The organism is Chlamydia serpentis (assembly GCF_900239945.1).
Taxonomy (GTDB): domain Bacteria; phylum Chlamydiota; class Chlamydiia; order Chlamydiales; family Chlamydiaceae; genus Chlamydia; species Chlamydia serpentis.
On sequence record NZ_LT993738.1, the window covers coordinates 523,389 to 540,614 of the forward strand.

Consider the following 17,226-nt stretch of genomic DNA (forward strand, 5'->3'; position numbering starts at 1 on the left):
ATCTATTTATGGAAACAATCCCATAGATATGTGGTTCCCGCTTTTATCTCCAGACTTTCTCTTAAAGAAAGTCTTCGCAATCCAGAGAGACTTCTTTGTGACCACTCACGAAGACGAGCACTAGATAGCGAAGAACAAAACTTCAAAAATACCTCACCATTGTGTTCTGCATTAAGCTCCACTTGACGAATCGTTTTTTTTGTCCAAACTATGGATAAAGTCCCAAGATTACAAAGAGCAACATTAACCAAACGACCGCAAGGGAATTCAGGAGGCAGGGCAGGAAGGATGTCTACGCACTGTCCTTCTTGTCTTACAAAAATATCTTTGATGATAGCAAAGCTATCATAAAGAAGAGAAAAGGGAACACTTTTTTGTTCATGGGCACTACAAGGTAAGATTCCTTGATATTCTTCATCATAGATCCTAGGAAGAAAGCAGTCTGAAAATCCCGCAAGAGCTAGAGAGAGTAATGTAGGAACTATCTCCGTAGTGTGTTTCTCTATAACTTTGTGATGTGCTGTCTTTAAAACCTCTCCAATTATAGAGATTTCCGTAGTCTTACGACAGGATTCTGGGACCATAGCAGCCAGGCGAAACCATAGAGGGAGAATTTCTTTAAGGTCACGCCGACGACGGACCTTCTGCCAATCAGCATGTTTATGGACGCCAAGAGATAAAAGAGGACCTGCCTTCTTAGCTGAAGGCAACTTCCCTTTCACAGAATTTGTACATTCCCCAGAGGGGAGCAGGTAATATTTATAGCTCTCAGAAGTAACTGTAAGCCCTCCCCGATGTAAATCTTGAAAAACTGCAAAACGCTTCAAAGGCCCTTGAACCTCTACTGCTTCCTCATTTAAAACCTCGTGTTCTGAAGAAAACAAACGCCAAAATGCTGGAAACACCTGAGCATAGAGTAAAGATCCTGGAATTAGTAATTTCTGTCCTGGAACTATGGTATAAGGCTTAAAATATTGCATAATATCAATCATATGCATTCTCCAATCAAACCTTTATCTTCTACTGTATGGAGGCAGACAGTAACTAGTGTATTGATAGCTATCTTCTCAACTATAGGGAAAGACACCATTTCAAAATAAGGAGAATGGCCTAGAGCAACTTGATCTGTTATCTGTTCCACAAGTACCTCCGTTGTTGCTCCTAAACGCTTTTGCATTTCCTTCTGACTGACTTTCTTCGCAACCTCAGCAAGATGCTTTTTCCTTTCATGAATCACTTGCTGAGGAAGTTGATTATCAAAAGTAGATGCCTTTGTTCGGGGGCGAGAACTGTAAGGAAAACTGTGGACCTTAATAAAACCGACATCTTCAATAATTCTCAGTGTATCTTCAAAATCTTGATCACTCTCTCCAGGGAATCCCACAATGACATCTGTAGTGAAGGCATAGTTAGGATCATAAGCACGAAACTTGTCTACACAATCTAAAAAATCTCCACGAGAATACTTGCGATTCATCCTCTTTAAAATAGAATTTGATCCTGACTGAAGAACAAGATGCGAAGAAGGACACGTATGACGCGATGAGGTGATGGCATCGTAAAGCTCTTCATCAATATCATCAGGATCTATGGAGGAAATGCGAATCCGATCTATTCCTGGAATCTGATCTATTTGCTTTACTAGAGAACCTAGAGACAACTCTCCATCACGATAATCTCCAACATTAATGCCTGCAATAACAACCTCACGATACCCCTGTTCTATAATCCCCTGGATTTCCCTTAAAATTTCGCTAGCAGGACGCGATACCGAACGCCCCCGCAAATAGGGAATAATACAATAGGAACAGAAAGAATTGCAGCCATCCTGAACTTTGATAAAAGCTCTTGATTTTCCTTCAAAACTATGGATTTTAAATTCAGGGAATTTATCATCATGTGGAAAGATCTTATCTATAAGGTGAGATTTTTCCTTATTTGGGACAATGGTGCATTTTCGATCCAAAGAAGCAAAAAAGTTTTTATCAGATTCGCCCAAACACCCTGTAACAACAATATGTGCTTCAGGATTCTGACGACATAACTGGCGGACAGCATGACGTCCTGAACTCTCAGCCGAAGACGTTACAGCACAAGTATTGATTATACATAAATCCACAGGGATTTCGGAATCGACAATCTCTTGATATCCTAAAATAGTTAATTGGTCTCGATAAGCTTGGATCTCATACTGATTGACCCGACATCCTAAACAAACAAGTTTAAATGTTCTTTTGACCTCTGTAACCGTCATATAGTTCTATGGACTTTAATATATCTAGTGGTGAGTAGGTAGTTTAAAATATCACTCTTTTTCTCACTAACAAAGATTCCATATCCGAGAAGAAAACTATCTAGCAACCAAAGAACTCTATGCAAGCTCGCTATCACCTTCTTGATTTTCACTATCTTCAAAAAAAGAATAGGAAACGAAAGGACGAAACTTCTTTTGAAGCTCCCTAGGGAGGTGAGCCTCAACAACTAAAATATCTTCTTGATATCTATGAGAGATAACAAGGCCTGCATCACAAAGTTCTGTGAACCTGCCATATTCTTTATAGGGAAAATTCAAGATTACATGCAGACTTTTCTCTCGAATTATCTCTGCCATTACGGTAAGAAGATTCTGAATTCCCTCGCCAGTTTTTGCTGAAATTAACACTGGACGTGAAGAAAACAAGCGCAATTTCGTGGACAATACGCCTTCAGAGAGCCTATCCACCTTGTTCAACACCGTAATTATCTTAGGTTTCTCAACCCCCAATTCTTTAAGAAGATCGTAAGTTGTTTGCACATGTTCTAAAGCTAAGGGATGTGAAGCATCTACAACATGAAGGAGAACATCTTCATGGAAAGCTGCCTCTAAGGTACTCTTAAATGCTGCTACTAAAGTATGAGGTAGCTTTCGAATAAAACCCACGGTATCAGTAAGAAGAACGTGGCGCCCCCCGGGAAGTACGCACCTACGAGTTTTAGGATCCAGAGTAGCAAACAATTTATCCTCAACATACGTTCCTGCTGAGGTTAGCAAGTTTAACAGAGTGCTCTTCCCTGAATTTGTGTATCCTATTAAAGCAAAGGTAGGGATTCCTCGTCGGGATTTCACTTTGCGTCGTTCTGCACGTTGTTTCATCACAGATTTTAGCTGTGCCGAAAGTTTGTGAATGCGCTCACGCACCATCCTACGATCTAATTCAATTTGCTTTTCCCCTTCCCCCTTAACAAACCCTCCACTACCACCTCCTCCTGACTTTTGTCTAGAAAGGTGACCCCACATTCTTTTTAGACGAGGAAGGAGATAGCGCGCTTGTGCTAATTGGACTTGGATATTTGCCTCTGCCGTAAGAGCACGACTTGAAAAAATTTCTAAAATTAGCTCTGTCCTATCTAAAACCACGAGTCCCAAGCGTTTCTCTAAATTCCGTTGCTGAGACGGTGTAATTTCCTCATCTATAATTAAAGTTCCTATAGAGGGGAGCTCCTTCAAGACTTCCTCAATTTCCTCTAGCTTCCCTGTATTGATGTATGTAGAAGCAGAGGGAACCTTTAAAATCCAAGAATGAGTCTGTAAAACTGAAATGCCACAAGACTCTGCAAGCGCTACCAATTCATCTAAGTGTTCTTGAACCATCTGAGGATCTATCTTATTCTGATAGCATGCTATTGCTAGAGCTTGAGAGGCATCTTGTTCTTTACGGGGAAGATCGAATCTCATTCCCAAAGAAAGCCCAGAATATCGCGAATCTTGTTCCTCACTTTTATTATCTAAATTTTCCATAGAACCTCCATCCCATCATAGGCAAATGTCACCTGTTCATGCTGATGGCGTTCCGCTTCTAAACAATGACTTATATGTGTAATAATCAAATTACTTACCCCTGCATGATCAGCAAAGTCTCTAACCTCTTCTACAGTAAGGTGAGAAGTCTTATATCCTTGAAAGGCAAGAGGAATCTCCGAGGGACCCGCTGATACAATTAATGTGTCTACATTATCTAAGTAACTAAAAATCTTCGGATCATAACTATGGAGATCCGTAAGATACACAAGATTCCCAAAACGGAATCCTGTTACATGACATGACCTTTGGTAATAAGAAATATAGGTATAGGGAATTCCTTCAAATTCATCCTCACCGTATTCCTCATTTAAAATTTTAAACTCTAGAACTGCAGGAAGGGAAGAATTGGTATTATGAGGAGTCAGAAGATAATCCTTTGTCTTTTCTAAAAGTTTATAAGTATTTGCCGAAAGAACTATAGGCAAAGAACGCTGGGTCACTATGTACCAAGCACGCAGATCATCAATACCACCAATATGATCATAGTGAAAATGAGTAAGAAACACTCCGGAAAGCTCAGAAACACCTGCAGCCAACATTTGGGTGCGAAAATCAGGTCCTGTGTCGATAAGAAAATTCTTCTTTCGGTATTGAATCAAAACAGAAGCTCGTAAACGATGAATCTTATTCTCCTGACAAATCCTGCAAGAGCAAAAAGCTACGGGAATCCCTTCCGGATTTCCTGTCCCTAAAAATATCAACTTACCTAAAGAGTCTTCCTGGATATCATGTGCCATACTAATTGCTTATCCATATCCATAAGCCAATAAAATCTTCAGACAGTCTCTTGACTTTAGATCTTAAAGTCAAGAAGTTGCTAGAACCTTCGTTTTGAATCATCAATAACTTTTTAAACAATGTTTGCCAAATGAAAATCCACAGAAAACGCACTCTGCTCCTTTGATACTATAGGGAACAACCTATCAAAAAATTAAATATCGATTTTACCAGCAAGCTGCATTTGATTAGAGTTATTCTCAAGGGATAGTTGTGTAATGGGTTTGGATAATGCACAAGTCGCAGGATATTGGGTAATCACAGAATAATTTTCAGAATTTTTTTGTATTTGACGAAGATGACAATGGGTTATGTATTCCTTTGAGAGAGCAAGCCATTGACGAACTTTAGTTTTTCCAAAGTAAGCTATCAAAAGTCCGGTTAAACATAAAATCACACCAATCCCCCCAACAATAGAGGGAATCACCCAACTACTTAATCCAGCGATCAAAGGCCCTTGAACCATTACTCCCAAAATAAGCGCAGCAAGAATGCACAACCCACCAAGGGCCCAGCCCATAATAGAGAAAAGATCTAAATTCTTTACCTGAGAACAGATAGCGTACATCTCAGATTCTAATCTCGCAGTTTTGTTTCCTACAGGCTCTAAAGCCCATAAAGAGGTAATGGGACCATGTACAGGTAGGCCCTGAAACTTATGTTGTTTACAGCGCATGACATCAATTACACCTGTAGAAGTGTCCTGAAGATCAACAACAACAACACGAGCAGTATAAGGACTTACTATCTGTGCACATAACTGACAATAGAAGTATCTATTTTTATATTCTTCAATATTACCAGCACCAGGATAACATGGCGAAGAACCCAACATGCAATTTGTTCCTTTTTAATACAAATCTAAGATCGACGAGAATCATCAAGGAATTCTTTCAACTGATCATATAAAGAAGAAGATACAGAAGAAGATTCAAATAAAGGCAAAGCTCCTAACCAAATTCTTTCCGGAAGAGATATCAAATACATCAAACTTTTCAATCCTTGGAAAGACATCCCCTGGGTTGCTAAGCTATTAACAAGTATGATGCCCTGTTGCTCACTTAACACAGCTCTTGGATTAGCAAAAGCCTTTCGCCCTAATTTGAACCGCTCACCAAAGAAGGACAACATAGAATCCAGACCCCGCAAACACACCGCGTAGTCAGGTTGATCTTCTTCGGAAATTCCTCCCTTATGAATAGATTCTAACAGAGTCGCCCAATCTATAAAATAAGATAAAGGGTATTGATACAAACTACAGTAAAATGCACCCTCATTCTGAATCATTTCACGACCCATAATCAGCTGCTCCTTAATCTTTGCTTTCTCAACTTTTATGGAAGTATACTTCTCAAATAGTCTTCTCATAGCCAAGATAGCAGAAGAAAAATCAACAAAGAGTTTTTCTAACCGTTGTTCGGCGCTCTTGTAACACCTTGCTCCCTCGACAAAGCTATGTCCCCAATCCAACGAGAAAGAACTAATAGTATCTAATTTCTTAAGATATCGAGAAAGAAATCCCTCTATTTTTCTTTCATACGCCAAAACATCAATCTCCTGTCCTGGTAATCTTTCCACTAGGCTTGCTAAATGACGACGTAAAAACGCCTCAAAAAACGAAGAAGACCAAATATAGGTCAGGAAAGAATCCTTTAAGAAAAGTCGATCTGGATTCTCCAAGGACAAAAGAAGATCAAATTGGAACAACGCGACTTCAGGAGAACATTCTTCTTGTCGATAGGTAAATGTCTGTTCGTCTTCATTCACACAAAATCGTCCTGAAGTTGCCCAATCTAGCAAGGGAGAGGATGTCTTTAAAGCATCTCCATAGCGAGCAAGCTGCAAAAGATCCTCTGAATAATATTGCTCTTCTATTAGAAACTGAAGGAGCTCTTCCGCACATTGTGTTACTTCCGAATTGAGTTCAATCTCCTGTAGATTCCACTGTCTAACCAGATGAAGAATTATATTGATGTGGACACAATCTTTCTTCAAAAGCAAAAGAGTTGTAGATAGAGGTTCTAATTCTAGTATATTTTTTAGGGTGCGATCGATATCTAATGATCTGTCTTGGGAATAGACAACCAGAGATTCAGGCAGGTAGTCAAGCAAGAATAATGAGGCCAATTCAATACGCCAGAAATAATTTCCTAAACTCTCGTGTAGCGATGTCCATTCTTTCTTAACAGGGATCTTTGGAATTGGTTCTGGACTAGGTCCTAAAGTTTTCCCTAAGACAAGGGCTGAGACAGCAAAAACTATAGCTAAACCTAAAAGTAAGCATCCTACAGAACAACCTAAGGCGATAGCCCACAACCCTACTTGTGGGAAAATGACAATCATAGCAATGAAAATTAAACAGCTCAAAGCTCCCAAGATCAAAGCTGCATAATACATTCGCGATGTGCGTTCAGATGCGCGTTCAATAGATTTTTCATGACGAGACAGCGCCTCTCCTATATTGGATGAAGTTAAGGGAAAAGAGCCTACCATTTGGACTACCTTTAGTTGTAGGCAACTTGATCTAGTTGCCATTTCTCAGATAAAGATTGAAGGACTCCCTCGTTCTTTAAATTCGAAATCACATCTTCAAGAACGCAAATCTCTTCAGGACGATCTTTAGCAAGACCAATACCAAAACCGAGTACCCAGTATTCCTCAGGAAGTTCTAATTTTGTGGCAACAAGATTCGGGAATTCTTTGAGAACTATGGATCCTATAGAGGGTTCGAGAATGCCAATTGGAGACTTTCCATAATGGACTTCTATAATTACTTCTAAGGTACTGTCAAAAGAGCGAACAGAGACTCCAGGCTGGGACAAAAGATAGTTCTCCTGAAATGTTCCTGTTTGCACAGCAATAGAAGAATAGTCGGTTAGGGGGAGCAGAGGCTTCTCTAAGGAATCCTTAGAAACAATCATTAGCTCTCGAACCTCCTCTCCATAATAAGGAAGCATTGTGATTTCTTTTTGACGAGAGGGAGTGATCGACATTCCTGCTAAAATTGCATCAATACGATGTTTTTTTAAATTTAAAATCAAGGCATCAAAAGCAAATTCTCTGATTTCTAGCTGTTTTCCAAGTTTTTCACTGATCGCCTCGGCCAAGTCTACATCGAAACCTACAACTTTCCCTTGTGTGTCTACAGACTCAAAAGGAGGGTAGGTTGCGTTTGTCCCTACAATCCATACACGATTCCGATCTATTCTAGATTGACAACTTGTTAAGCCTAATAGCATTATACAGACAAGCACTCTAAAAAAGCAGAAAAATAAATTTAACATGAAATCTGTTCTCTGTACTCTAATTTTTATGGTATGTTAAAGTTTACATAAAAAAAGTAAATAGATCAAAGTCGAAAAACTTTTAACTTTGAATAATTTTGATAAAAATAGTTTTAGATTAAAAAAACCAGTTTCTAAGTTCTATGGTCTCAACACCTCCATCCTGCCCTCCTCCCAATAAGGATAATCTTTACCATTTAACAACAAATCCAGAAGATTCGTTGATACTTAGAATATTACGTACTATAGGGTACATACTCCTTCACATTATTACTCTCGGTCTTCTTCTTCTTATTCATTACTACAAACATCACCAAGTCTTTAGAAAAGAGGGACTACCAACTCCCCCAATTATTCCACGAGCTCCTGACAAAAAAACTTTAGAAACTGCTAAACAGCTTACCGAAGACAAAGATGATAGAAAACCTTCCTCTCCAAAAAAACCTACACCCACACCTCCCCCAATTAAAAAAATCTCTCCATCTCCGTCTATTCCGTCTTCTCCTGAACTTTCCGACAAAAAAATTTTAGAAACCGATAAACAACCTGGTGAAGATAAAGATATCACACCCCCTGCTCCTCCAAAAAAAACTACACCCCCTCCCATCAAAAAAATCTCTCCGCCCCCCTATCAGCGACAACCCGAGGGTGTTGGTTCACTAAATTGGATGGTCAATAAAGCAATCATGCGAGATATTTTGCCTCTCAGTTCACAGATAATTGACCCGACGACAGAGGAGATCAACCCTTATTTCCTAGCTTCGTATCCTAATCAGATCAAAAACGAACCAGGATTTTTCCCCTTAGATACTCTAAAATTATTGGCACATAACCCTCTCATTCCTTCTGAAAGGCGTCGAATTGCTAAGTTGGCTCTTAATCAAATTGAATATCTAAGTGCAAATTATTATGTTGTTAACGTTCCAGGAGACGGAAGATGCTTCTACCGTTCGTATGTTGTAGGCTGGCTATGCGCCCTAGCGAAAGATTCCGAAACGAATAGTAACATATTTACTGAGGAAGCAATACGTGTGCGAGAACTTTCTTTTGCCTCTTCCTCCCCTGAAAATCAGGCTCTTTCGATACAAGTGTCTACCCTACTAGAATCTTGCGCTAACTATCTCACGCTAGAAGAGCTCTACAATAAAGTGATTCTCAATCCACAAAACAACGCTATCCTTGTGTCCTTTATACAAAAACTCTCTACATACACTGCTCGTCGCAACATAGCTATGTCTGTTGACGAAGCTAGCGCTAGAAGGATATATGTTAGTGATATAGAAGAAGCTCTTTTACCAGAGACTCTCGAATTTCTTGTTAAAAAACATTCTTATAATAACCTTTTCTTAAATCTCATTGCTGAACCACCTCTACCATCAACAAATACTAAAGATCAGTTACTGCTTCTACTAGGACATCTCCCTGCTCTATTTTTGAATGACCAAGAATTAAAAACACTCGATTCACAAAAGCAAATCAGTCGGAGACAATACGAACTTCAGGTCGAGCAAGCCTTTTGCAAACTCAGTGCAGTCCTGAACTGCTCTGGATGGGATATAGAAACTTTTGCTACTAGAGTTAAAGATAATCTGCCTGCAATAATTAAGAGCCAATTTACACGCTTTCTTCAAACAATCAAAGATAGACGATGTAAAGACACACTTCCTTGGTCTCAAACATTTTCTTTTTTTGCTTTTATACTAACCAGTCCCTCAACTAAACTGAATAAAATATGCAAAGGTTTCTACCTAGAAATCGAGGGCATCCTAAATAGCATGATTTCTGCTCAAAGCAACTTGCAAGATATCTTAGAGGTCTCAGACAGATTTAAAGATTACCTAAAAGATGATTTAGAGAACGCCTGGGAAAGCAATGTTACTTCCTCAAATATGTTTTCCCTGTTAACAATGCATGACGGGCTAAGGTTGGCACAACTTCTACCTTCACTTAAATCCTTGCAAATACGCGTGGCACGATTACTAAAAAATCTGATATCTGCTTCTTTTGAAAACCCTCCGCTAAGTGAACAACCTGAGGTGCTTGAAACAACAGTGAATCATTTATTATCAGCTATTTATACTAATACTACGTGGACAAGCTACTGGGATCAAGTCTGTTCTTCGGAGATTTTGAACTTACCTCTAGATCCAAAAATAGCACCAGAGAAAGATTCTCTCTATACATCTGCAGCAAGACTCTTGTTCTTTATTTTCCAGCACCCTCTAATAGAGACACATCCAAGTACAAAACAAACAGTAGCAAATTTAAAGATGATCTTACTTCCCTTGTTACAATATGCTTTTAAGAAAGTGGAAAATCAAACTAAGCTCAAGAACCTCTTAAACCCTATTTTAGCATCTATATTCCTAGATGCACACAAACCCTCTTATCCAATTACCACAAAGGACATTCAATCATTCTGCGTATTCTTCAAAATCCATCCTGAAATTATGATCTTAGACCCCATACTTGAACTGCGGTGTAAGAATTTTGCAAACAGTATGTTTCCAACTTTTGATTTGGAAAACCAGGCTAAATCGCTAATAAAAGAAATTCCCGATACACACGGAAACCTATGGGAGTCTTTTTTAAAACGCATGAATACTTTTAGTGCACAACCTTTATCTGATGCGCTTTGTTCATCTTTTTTAGTCTTTTCTTTCCTTGAGAATTATCCTGAGCTTCTACAAAAAAGTTCGCCTATCACAAACAAGCTTCAATGTTTTCAAAAGACAGCTCTTGAGACTTTTTTAGAAAAAGAAGAACAGCTCATCCGAATACTACGGCCTGTATTTGGACTGGCTGCAGAAACCCTGAATAATTACTCTATATTTAGAAGACAAATGATTAACCATCTCTTAAGAAAATCCGACAGCACAACAGCCGTCTTTTGCCATTCTGCTTTTAGAGAAAATTTAATTAGTTATCTCCTTTCTTTACACTCCAGCAACCTCGCTTCTATCCTAGATCTAGTCCAAGATCAAGCTGAAAGTTCGGACGTTGCTTCTATGGCAACTGTGCCTTTACAACAACTAGCTGTTTGCGAAGCAATGTTTGATTCTGAGAATACCTATAATAATATACAGAGTCTTGCTGTATCACATGGGTTTTTACATTCATTTTCTTCTGAAGCGGAGGCTAGGATCTTCTTAATCCATTTCTCCAACCATTACGGCTGTCTCTTACCTATACCTAAAACTTCACAAACTGAAGCTCCAAACAACAAAACTCAAGATCCGAATCCCTAGTTTTAAACGAGGTACTTATTCTTACGTTTACTTATCCTTTACCACATACTCTAAAGCAGCACCCCGAAGAGGTCCGCATCGTTTGTATATCCCGAAATCTATTTGTTGGAAGTGGAACCCCCATACTGATCGCAGGACCCTGTGCATTAGAAAGTTATGAGCATACTATTTCTTCAGGACTTGCAGTAAAACAAGCTGGGGCCCAAATATTTCGAGGTTCTATTAAAAAGCCACGCACAAGTCCATTTTCCTTTCAAGGGTGGGAAAAGGAGTGTGTCTTGTGGCACAAGGAAGCACAGCGTATTCATGGCCTCCCCACAGAAACCGAAGTTTTAGATGTCCGAGATGTTGAAATCACTGCTGAACATGTCGATATCCTCCGTATTGGCTCTAAAAACATGCACAACTCCCCTCTACTACAAGAGGTTAGCTATTCCCATCGTCCAATTATTCTAAAACGTAGTCCTTCAGCCACTCTTGAAGAGTGGTTGTGTGCAGCAGAATATATTCTCTCTTCCCCCTCCTGCCCTGGAGTTATTCTCTGTGAACGAGGAATCCGAACTTTTGAGAATTCCACTCGCTACACCCTAGATCTTAATACTGTGAGTCTTCTGAAAGAGATTTCTTCTCTACCTGTAATCGTAGATCCCTCTCATGCAGCAGGAAAACGTTCTCTAGTACTTCCTCTTGCGTCTGCTGGTTTATCAGTAGGTGCTGATGGCCTTATGATCGAAGTGCACACGGATCCTGACAAGGCTCTTTGTGATGCTAAGCAACAAATCTCTCCGAAAGAGCTTGAACAATTTACTAAAAAGCATTTCTCTCATATGAAGCTCTGCGCAAGATCGTGAACTCGTCAAGTCCACCTAAAATAGAAAAGATTTAAAATCTCTTCTATTTAGAAAAATTCTAAATAAAAAAATTAATTATAAATTTTTAATAACATTAAAATTTATATTCATTTTTCTAAAAACACATTTTTATTGAAAATAAAATAACACTTTAACTATCTGACAGTCAATTGAAGGAACGCAAAAATGCGTCTTTCTATGGAGGTTTATGATAAAACAAGCATGTAAATTCTATCTTTTACAATGTTTACTTTGCGCTCTGTATTGGCTATTAAAATATTGCAGAAAGCTTCTTAAAGGTACTCTTGACCACTCTGAAGAGACCTTCTATCAAGCTTTCCTTTCTTCTATTATTGACCTACTCTACCAATTAAAACAACTCCCAGCTCCTGCTAGTGAATAATCAAATATAAAATCAATCCCCCCTTCTTTTTGGAAAAGAAGGGGGCAATCAGAAATTCAACAGATTTAAGAGTTCCTACTCTCTAATCCGAATCTTTAGCATTCAATCTTAAGACCTTAAAGAGCTTTTTCTTTTGCAAAGAAAAATCGATAATTTGTACAAGGGAAAACGCCACTAAAGAGCTAATCCAAGCAAACAATTCTCCAAAGATTCCGAAAGAGACAAACTGAACAATCCCATAGCCGACTCCACCAACAATAACTCCTGCCCAAGCACCAGCTTTGCTAAGGCGAGATCCCTTCGGAGCTAGAAGATAAAAGCCGACTGGAACAGAAAGACAACAAACTGAAAGGCTATAGCTTAAAATCAATACGTCTACAATGTTGGTGAAACCAACAGCAGCAAGAGGAGCAAGAACTGCTAGTCCCCATATTAAATAACGATAGTAGGGCGCTTTCAAAGTAGGCAGTTCTTCTGCTATAAGCTGAGCGACTGCATTCATAAGAGAATCTGCTGTTGAAAGAATGGCAACACCAATAGCAGCAGCCATAACAGCTGCTAGTGAGGGACCGCAAAAATATGCTATTGTATCAATAAGAGGACATCCTCCTACAATCCCTACCTTAGCTCCCAAGGAACCTAAAAATAAAGGAACAAAGTTAAAAATGAGAAGAGTAACACCAGCACCCACGGCTGCCCACTGGAGGCGCTGTGGTGATGAGGCCGCCACACATCTTTGCACCATATCCTGTTCGACGATCATAAAGAGCATGGGCATGAGTATCCAATTAGAAAGTTTTGCATAGGGGAGCGGTTGAAAAGGCTCTGTTAAAGGAAGAGATTGGGGAACTACAAACCATACAGAAATACCACAACACACCACTGCCAATAGGAGAAATCCTGCTTGAATAATATCTGTACGTACTACTCCTCGAAATCCTCCTGTTGAGGTATATAAAGCTAGGACAATCCAAAAAGCCAAGGTTAAGTACTTACCGAAAGCAAAGGCATTAAACAAGCGATCTAAAGCAATCACTTGAGCTACTAAGATAAAAAATAATGAGCCTGCTGACAATAAAAATGCAATCCTACGGAGCTTTTTAGAACCATAGACAACCTCAAAGATAGCGACAACAGTTGTTAGTGACCCTGCTGCCAACCGTTTTCCGGGGCCCATCCCTAGAAAAATCAATCCCAAGGCAACGCCCAAAGGATAAAGAATTACTCCATAACCATAGCAGAAAGCTTCTTCTGCTGCACCAAGAAGGACACCCCCGCCAATTTGTGTAGCAATGAAAGTCATCATTAGAGGAAAAACTTTTAAACTCCTTCCTGCAAGAAAGTAGCTCTCGCGATCTTCTACTTTCCCGCCACCACGACGTCCAATATATAAACACACTCCCTGAATTCCTATCAGGAAAAATAAAAACAATGAAAAATTCATAAAACTAAGAACTCCATAACTTAACTAAAGAATTTAAAAATTATTCCTCTAAGCCAGTGAGCTTAAAGACAGGTGCTAAAACAAATTAGGAGTAAAATGGAGATAGCGTCCAGAATAACGGAGGCTTAAAGAAAATAAAGATCTAAAAAATAAATCTAATTTTATAGGTAGATTATACATGACATAATGGTCCTGAGACTATGCTCTTCATAAATTATAGAAGCTATTAGATAAAAATCTATAACAAAGTGTTATATTTCTAAAAAATTAAGATTAAGTAACCAAGGCAAATTTTCAAGAGAACGAAATAAAATTACGACCATCAAAACAATAGTGAGCTTCTCTCTCTTTATATCTTAAATAAACTATAATAATTTTATTTAAAGATAGCAAAGAGTGCTCCTGCTGCTGCGCTTTGTAACGAAGGAGCTTCGTTACAACAGCACTCTAGAAGAAAAGGAATAGCATCAAGATTTTCCGAAAAAGCAACAGACTCCAAAATCGCTAGTTTATCTTGCCAGCGACTGTCAATGTAAAGTTCAAATACTTTTTCTAAGGACTGACGATCCTTTTTCTGACATAAAGAAGCTAATGCCCCTTCGAGCTTTGCTGCAAAGCAAGCGTCAGTAACCAAGTCAGCAGAAGTCTCAGGATCTCCCTCTTCCCAAAATATTCCAGAAAAGAAGCTCCATCCCTGAGTCTGTTGTCCTGAAAGAAAAGTAGCTGTTACTGCCTTGACTTGGCTATAACGAGCGACTGCCAAAAGGCGAATCAACTTCCTACCAATCTCACGTTTTATCATGTCCGAATATAGAGGGAGAGACTCTCCCCGAAAATTGCATTGAGCATCCCATAAAAAATGTTCTATAGCCCAACACATTTCTGGATTAAAGAGATAACGAGCAATAACATCGCCAGCTTTTTCGATATCTTCACGGTTGACAAGAAGTAAAATGGCGAGATTAGCCGCCGCCTTTCGAGAAGCAATCATCCCTAAGTGCTCTTTCGCTAAAGGGACCCCATGAATTCCTAAAGAACAAAGAGCCGCAGAGGCTGCCTCACAAATAGGAGCTAATGGAGATCGTAATCCTTCTACTAAAGAATTACAACCCAAAGGTTCTCCATGTAAATGGAGAAGGGCTGCAGCTTGAAAACGCACTTTTGGGAACGGTGATGATAGCGCTATATGACGCACCTTACTTAGAAAGTCTGCATCACTTAAAGGCAACCAACGATTACAGGCTAGAGCAGCAAGTAAAAGAGCTTCTTGAACTTCAGGATATTCTACAGATAATAGATCAGTAAAAATACAGCTCTCTTCTGGATAAGAACCACTACGCAATACTTGACAAGTGAAAAGAGCTCGATCAATATCATTTTTAGGTAGAGGAGCATGTAAAAATGCAGAAGAAAATTCTAGGGAAGCCTTCCATGCTTCTCGACGTTCCACGCCATCGACAAGCTTATTCTCAGCACGTTCTCTTAAAAATGGTAAGAGCTCCTCTATACGTAAGTGAGCAATTACCCGATACGCTGTAATTCGAACATGGAGAGACTCGTCATTGCGAGCAACCTCTGCTATAGCCTTTTTCAAACTTTCTGAGCCATAGTTAACAGCAACCTGTAGAGCCAATGATCGAACAATAGGACTGTCATCACTAAAAATTTGGAGAAGGAGAGGGACCAAACGAAAATCTCTAGCAAGCCCAATAGCAAGAACAGTGACAGCACGGACGGTGGATGAAGAGTTGTTTACACCCTTACAAAGAACCTGAATTGCGAATTCTTCCAAAACATCTCGATCGCAAGCTAAATTTGGGTAAACAAGCTGACATTTTTTAAAACTTGCAAACCAATCATCAAAAGAAGAATTCTTTGTAAGAGCTTTCAGGATTAGTTTAGCTTGGACAATGGAATACTCCTCAGATTCGAGAAGACATAGAGCTTCTGCTGAAGCTTTTGTAAAATCTTGGATCAGCAGTTGGTATCGAAGAGAATCCGAAGCCAACAGTGATCCACAAAGAAAAAAGAAAATTAGGCTATAGCCCCTAAAGGACGCCCACCTAAAAGATGAATATGTAAGTGAAATACGGCTTGTCCTCCATCAGCGCCATTATTGATAACTACACGGTACCCGTCGGCAATTCCAAATTCTACAGCAAGCTCTTGAATGATTTTTCCAGCCTCTGCCAATAAAATCATTTCATCCTCTTTGACCTCCTGAAACCTTGCTATAGGTTTCTTAGGAATGATCAAAAGATGCACAGGAGCTTGAGGAAAACGATCTTTTATAGCTATAAAATTTTCGTTTTCAAAAACCTTATCACAATCTATTAACCCATCGATAATTTGCTTAAATACTGTCATATAATCCCTCGATCTTGTAAAGTTACCAGCAAAGCACGCTGACAACTTTCTCTGTTTGCCCATACAGAAAGAAAAAGGCCCTTATGGCAAAAAACAGCACCTGGAATTCCCGACACTTTAGAAAGATCGTTACCTAGTAATCCTGCCCAATTGTCAGGGAAGGGAACTCGTACTTCCATACGACGATCTAAGTTTGGGGGTATACCTCGTAAAATCCATTGATCACTCGAAGGAAAACAAACAAACGCTGCAGGATGCTTCTCACCTCCTAAAAAAAAGAAATTGTCTTGCCATGCAAGAGGACGATCAAAATACAAACATATTTCGTCTGTTTCCATAGCTTCTCTCACCAGTCCCCTACAGGCACGATCATACTGAAATTTTTTCCTTAACCGATACAAAAAGTCGATAGTAAAACGCAAAGCACAGGAAAAATCTGCATCCGAACTATTTTCTTCCTCTTCACGAGGATTATAAATTTTAATAATGTCAGAAAATGAACAAAAGCCCTCCTTAGAAAAGAATCTACCATTATCTTGCTCATCAACCCCGTGGACTAATGTATTGTTAAGAAAATGGTATTCTTCAGGATCCATATAACCACGTTCCTTAAGATAGTGCAAAATCATACCTGCACTACTCCAAGATCCATCATAAGAAACTTGGTGATGATCGAAGCGTTTTTCTTCCATAGAATAGACGCCACCCACATCACAAACGTATTCACACTTAGATAATATCATAGGATCTCGAGAACGCATAATCTTATCTTCATCTACAAGATCAAAAATAATGAGGAGAGCACACGCCGTGACCTCATCTGCATGAAAAGAACCATCGTGAGTACCAATGCTTCTTGAAATCTGCATACCTACCATCCTCTTTAACCAATCCTCCATTGTATCCAGAGAAAAATAATTCTCAATTGCAAAGACTCTTCTTTATATCGTACGGAACACTTCTAAGAGAAAGATTTTCCATATTGACGAGGGAATTTTTCAAAAATTTCCT

The 17,226-nt window shown here is 39.2% G+C and carries 14 protein-coding genes; 3 read left to right on the forward strand and 11 right to left on the reverse strand.

Annotated elements, in window-relative coordinates; all coding sequences use genetic code 11:
- Positions 1 to 2: 2 nt before the first annotated feature.
- From C834KP_RS02145 to C834KP_RS02175, 7 genes are all read right to left on the reverse strand, one after another.
- Positions 3 to 992: a hypothetical protein gene (locus C834KP_RS02145; RefSeq protein ID WP_108896557.1), complete on the reverse strand. Its 990-nt coding sequence runs from the start codon at positions 990 to 992 to the stop codon at positions 3 to 5.
- The gene (gene mtaB / locus C834KP_RS02150; RefSeq protein ID WP_108896558.1) at positions 989 to 2,254 is read right to left on the reverse strand and encodes a tRNA (N(6)-L-threonylcarbamoyladenosine(37)-C(2))-methylthiotransferase MtaB; all 1,266 of its coding nucleotides are present in this window, start codon (positions 2,252 to 2,254) and stop codon (positions 989 to 991) included. Before mtaB ends, C834KP_RS02145 begins: the two co-directional genes overlap by 4 nt.
- Positions 2,255 to 2,371: 117 nt before the next feature.
- Entirely contained in the window at positions 2,372 to 3,778 is a 1,407-nt protein-coding gene (gene hflX, locus C834KP_RS02155) for a GTPase HflX (RefSeq protein WP_108896559.1), read from the reverse strand.
- Complete coding sequence (locus C834KP_RS02160) at positions 3,766 to 4,578, reverse strand: MBL fold metallo-hydrolase (protein ID WP_108896560.1); 813 nt, start codon at positions 4,576 to 4,578, stop codon at positions 3,766 to 3,768. The genes hflX and C834KP_RS02160 overlap by 13 nt, the downstream gene beginning before the upstream one ends.
- Before the next feature lie 194 nt (positions 4,579 to 4,772).
- The gene (locus C834KP_RS02165) at positions 4,773 to 5,453 is read right to left on the reverse strand and encodes a hypothetical protein (protein ID WP_108896561.1); all 681 of its coding nucleotides are present in this window, start codon (positions 5,451 to 5,453) and stop codon (positions 4,773 to 4,775) included.
- A 26-nt stretch (positions 5,454 to 5,479) separates the two neighbouring features.
- A complete protein-coding gene (locus C834KP_RS02170) occupies positions 5,480 to 7,111 on the reverse strand; it encodes a hypothetical protein (RefSeq protein WP_108896562.1) in 1,632 nt (543 codons plus the stop codon).
- Positions 7,112 to 7,122: 11 nt separating this feature from the next.
- On the reverse strand, positions 7,123 to 7,902 hold the full coding sequence (locus tag C834KP_RS02175; protein ID WP_420808679.1) for a transporter substrate-binding domain-containing protein: 780 nt from the start codon (positions 7,900 to 7,902) through the stop codon (positions 7,123 to 7,125).
- A gap of 143 nt (positions 7,903 to 8,045) precedes the next feature.
- On the opposite strand from C834KP_RS02175, the gene C834KP_RS02180 reads away from it, so the two are divergent.
- The 3 genes from C834KP_RS02180 to C834KP_RS02190 all read left to right on the forward strand — a co-directional run bounded on the left by C834KP_RS02180 (position 8,046) and on the right by C834KP_RS02190 (position 12,404).
- Entirely contained in the window at positions 8,046 to 11,150 is a 3,105-nt protein-coding gene (locus C834KP_RS02180) for an OTU domain-containing protein (protein ID WP_108896564.1), read from the forward strand.
- A 17-nt stretch (positions 11,151 to 11,167) separates the two neighbouring features.
- The gene (gene aroF, locus C834KP_RS02185; RefSeq protein WP_108896565.1) at positions 11,168 to 12,001 is read left to right on the forward strand and encodes a 3-deoxy-7-phosphoheptulonate synthase; all 834 of its coding nucleotides are present in this window, start codon (positions 11,168 to 11,170) and stop codon (positions 11,999 to 12,001) included.
- A gap of 208 nt (positions 12,002 to 12,209) precedes the next feature.
- The gene (locus C834KP_RS02190; protein ID WP_108896566.1) at positions 12,210 to 12,404 is read left to right on the forward strand and encodes a hypothetical protein; all 195 of its coding nucleotides are present in this window, start codon (positions 12,210 to 12,212) and stop codon (positions 12,402 to 12,404) included.
- Between the two features lie 82 nt (positions 12,405 to 12,486).
- Here C834KP_RS02190 and C834KP_RS02195 read toward each other — a convergent pair whose 3' ends face one another.
- The 4 genes from C834KP_RS02195 to C834KP_RS02210 all read right to left on the reverse strand — a co-directional run bounded on the left by C834KP_RS02195 (position 12,487) and on the right by C834KP_RS02210 (position 17,084).
- Entirely contained in the window at positions 12,487 to 13,848 is a 1,362-nt protein-coding gene (locus tag C834KP_RS02195) for a sodium:solute symporter family protein (RefSeq protein ID WP_108896567.1), read from the reverse strand.
- Positions 13,849 to 14,224: 376 nt separating this feature from the next.
- Positions 14,225 to 15,859: a HEAT repeat domain-containing protein gene (locus C834KP_RS02200; RefSeq protein WP_108896568.1), complete on the reverse strand. Its 1,635-nt coding sequence runs from the start codon at positions 15,857 to 15,859 to the stop codon at positions 14,225 to 14,227.
- Between the two features lie 23 nt (positions 15,860 to 15,882).
- Positions 15,883 to 16,215, reverse strand: coding sequence for a histidine triad nucleotide-binding protein (locus tag C834KP_RS02205; RefSeq protein ID WP_108896569.1), 333 nt, complete (start codon positions 16,213 to 16,215; stop codon positions 15,883 to 15,885).
- Positions 16,212 to 17,084, reverse strand: a complete 873-nt coding sequence (locus C834KP_RS02210) for an MYG1 family protein (protein ID WP_108897131.1) — start codon at positions 17,082 to 17,084, stop codon at positions 16,212 to 16,214. Before C834KP_RS02210 ends, C834KP_RS02205 begins: the two co-directional genes overlap by 4 nt.
- Between the last annotated feature and the right edge of the window lie 142 nt (positions 17,085 to 17,226).

Excerpts from the sequence above, each read along its gene's own strand:
- C834KP_RS02205 (WP_108896569.1), bottom strand. The coding sequence starts at position 16,215 with ATGACAGTATTTAAGCAAATTATCGATGGGTTAATAGATTGTGATAAG.
- C834KP_RS02180 (WP_108896564.1), top strand. The coding sequence starts at position 8,046 with ATGGTCTCAACACCTCCATCCTGCCCTCCTCCCAATAAGGATAATCTT.
- C834KP_RS02165 (WP_108896561.1), bottom strand. The coding sequence starts at position 5,453 with ATGTTGGGTTCTTCGCCATGTTATCCTGGTGCTGGTAATATTGAAGAA.
- C834KP_RS02145 (WP_108896557.1), bottom strand. The coding sequence starts at position 992 with ATGATTGATATTATGCAATATTTTAAGCCTTATACCATAGTTCCAGGA.
- C834KP_RS02195 (WP_108896567.1), bottom strand. The coding sequence starts at position 13,848 with ATGAATTTTTCATTGTTTTTATTTTTCCTGATAGGAATTCAGGGAGTG.
- C834KP_RS02175 (WP_420808679.1), bottom strand. The coding sequence starts at position 7,902 with ATGTTAAATTTATTTTTCTGCTTTTTTAGAGTGCTTGTCTGTATAATG.
- C834KP_RS02190 (WP_108896566.1), top strand. The coding sequence starts at position 12,210 with ATGATAAAACAAGCATGTAAATTCTATCTTTTACAATGTTTACTTTGC.
- mtaB (WP_108896558.1), bottom strand. The coding sequence starts at position 2,254 with ATGACGGTTACAGAGGTCAAAAGAACATTTAAACTTGTTTGTTTAGGA.
- hflX (WP_108896559.1), bottom strand. The coding sequence starts at position 3,778 with ATGGAAAATTTAGATAATAAAAGTGAGGAACAAGATTCGCGATATTCT.
- C834KP_RS02160 (WP_108896560.1), bottom strand. The coding sequence starts at position 4,578 with ATGGCACATGATATCCAGGAAGACTCTTTAGGTAAGTTGATATTTTTA.
- C834KP_RS02170 (WP_108896562.1), bottom strand. The coding sequence starts at position 7,111 with ATGGTAGGCTCTTTTCCCTTAACTTCATCCAATATAGGAGAGGCGCTG.
- C834KP_RS02210 (WP_108897131.1), bottom strand. The coding sequence starts at position 17,084 with ATGCAGATTTCAAGAAGCATTGGTACTCACGATGGTTCTTTTCATGCA.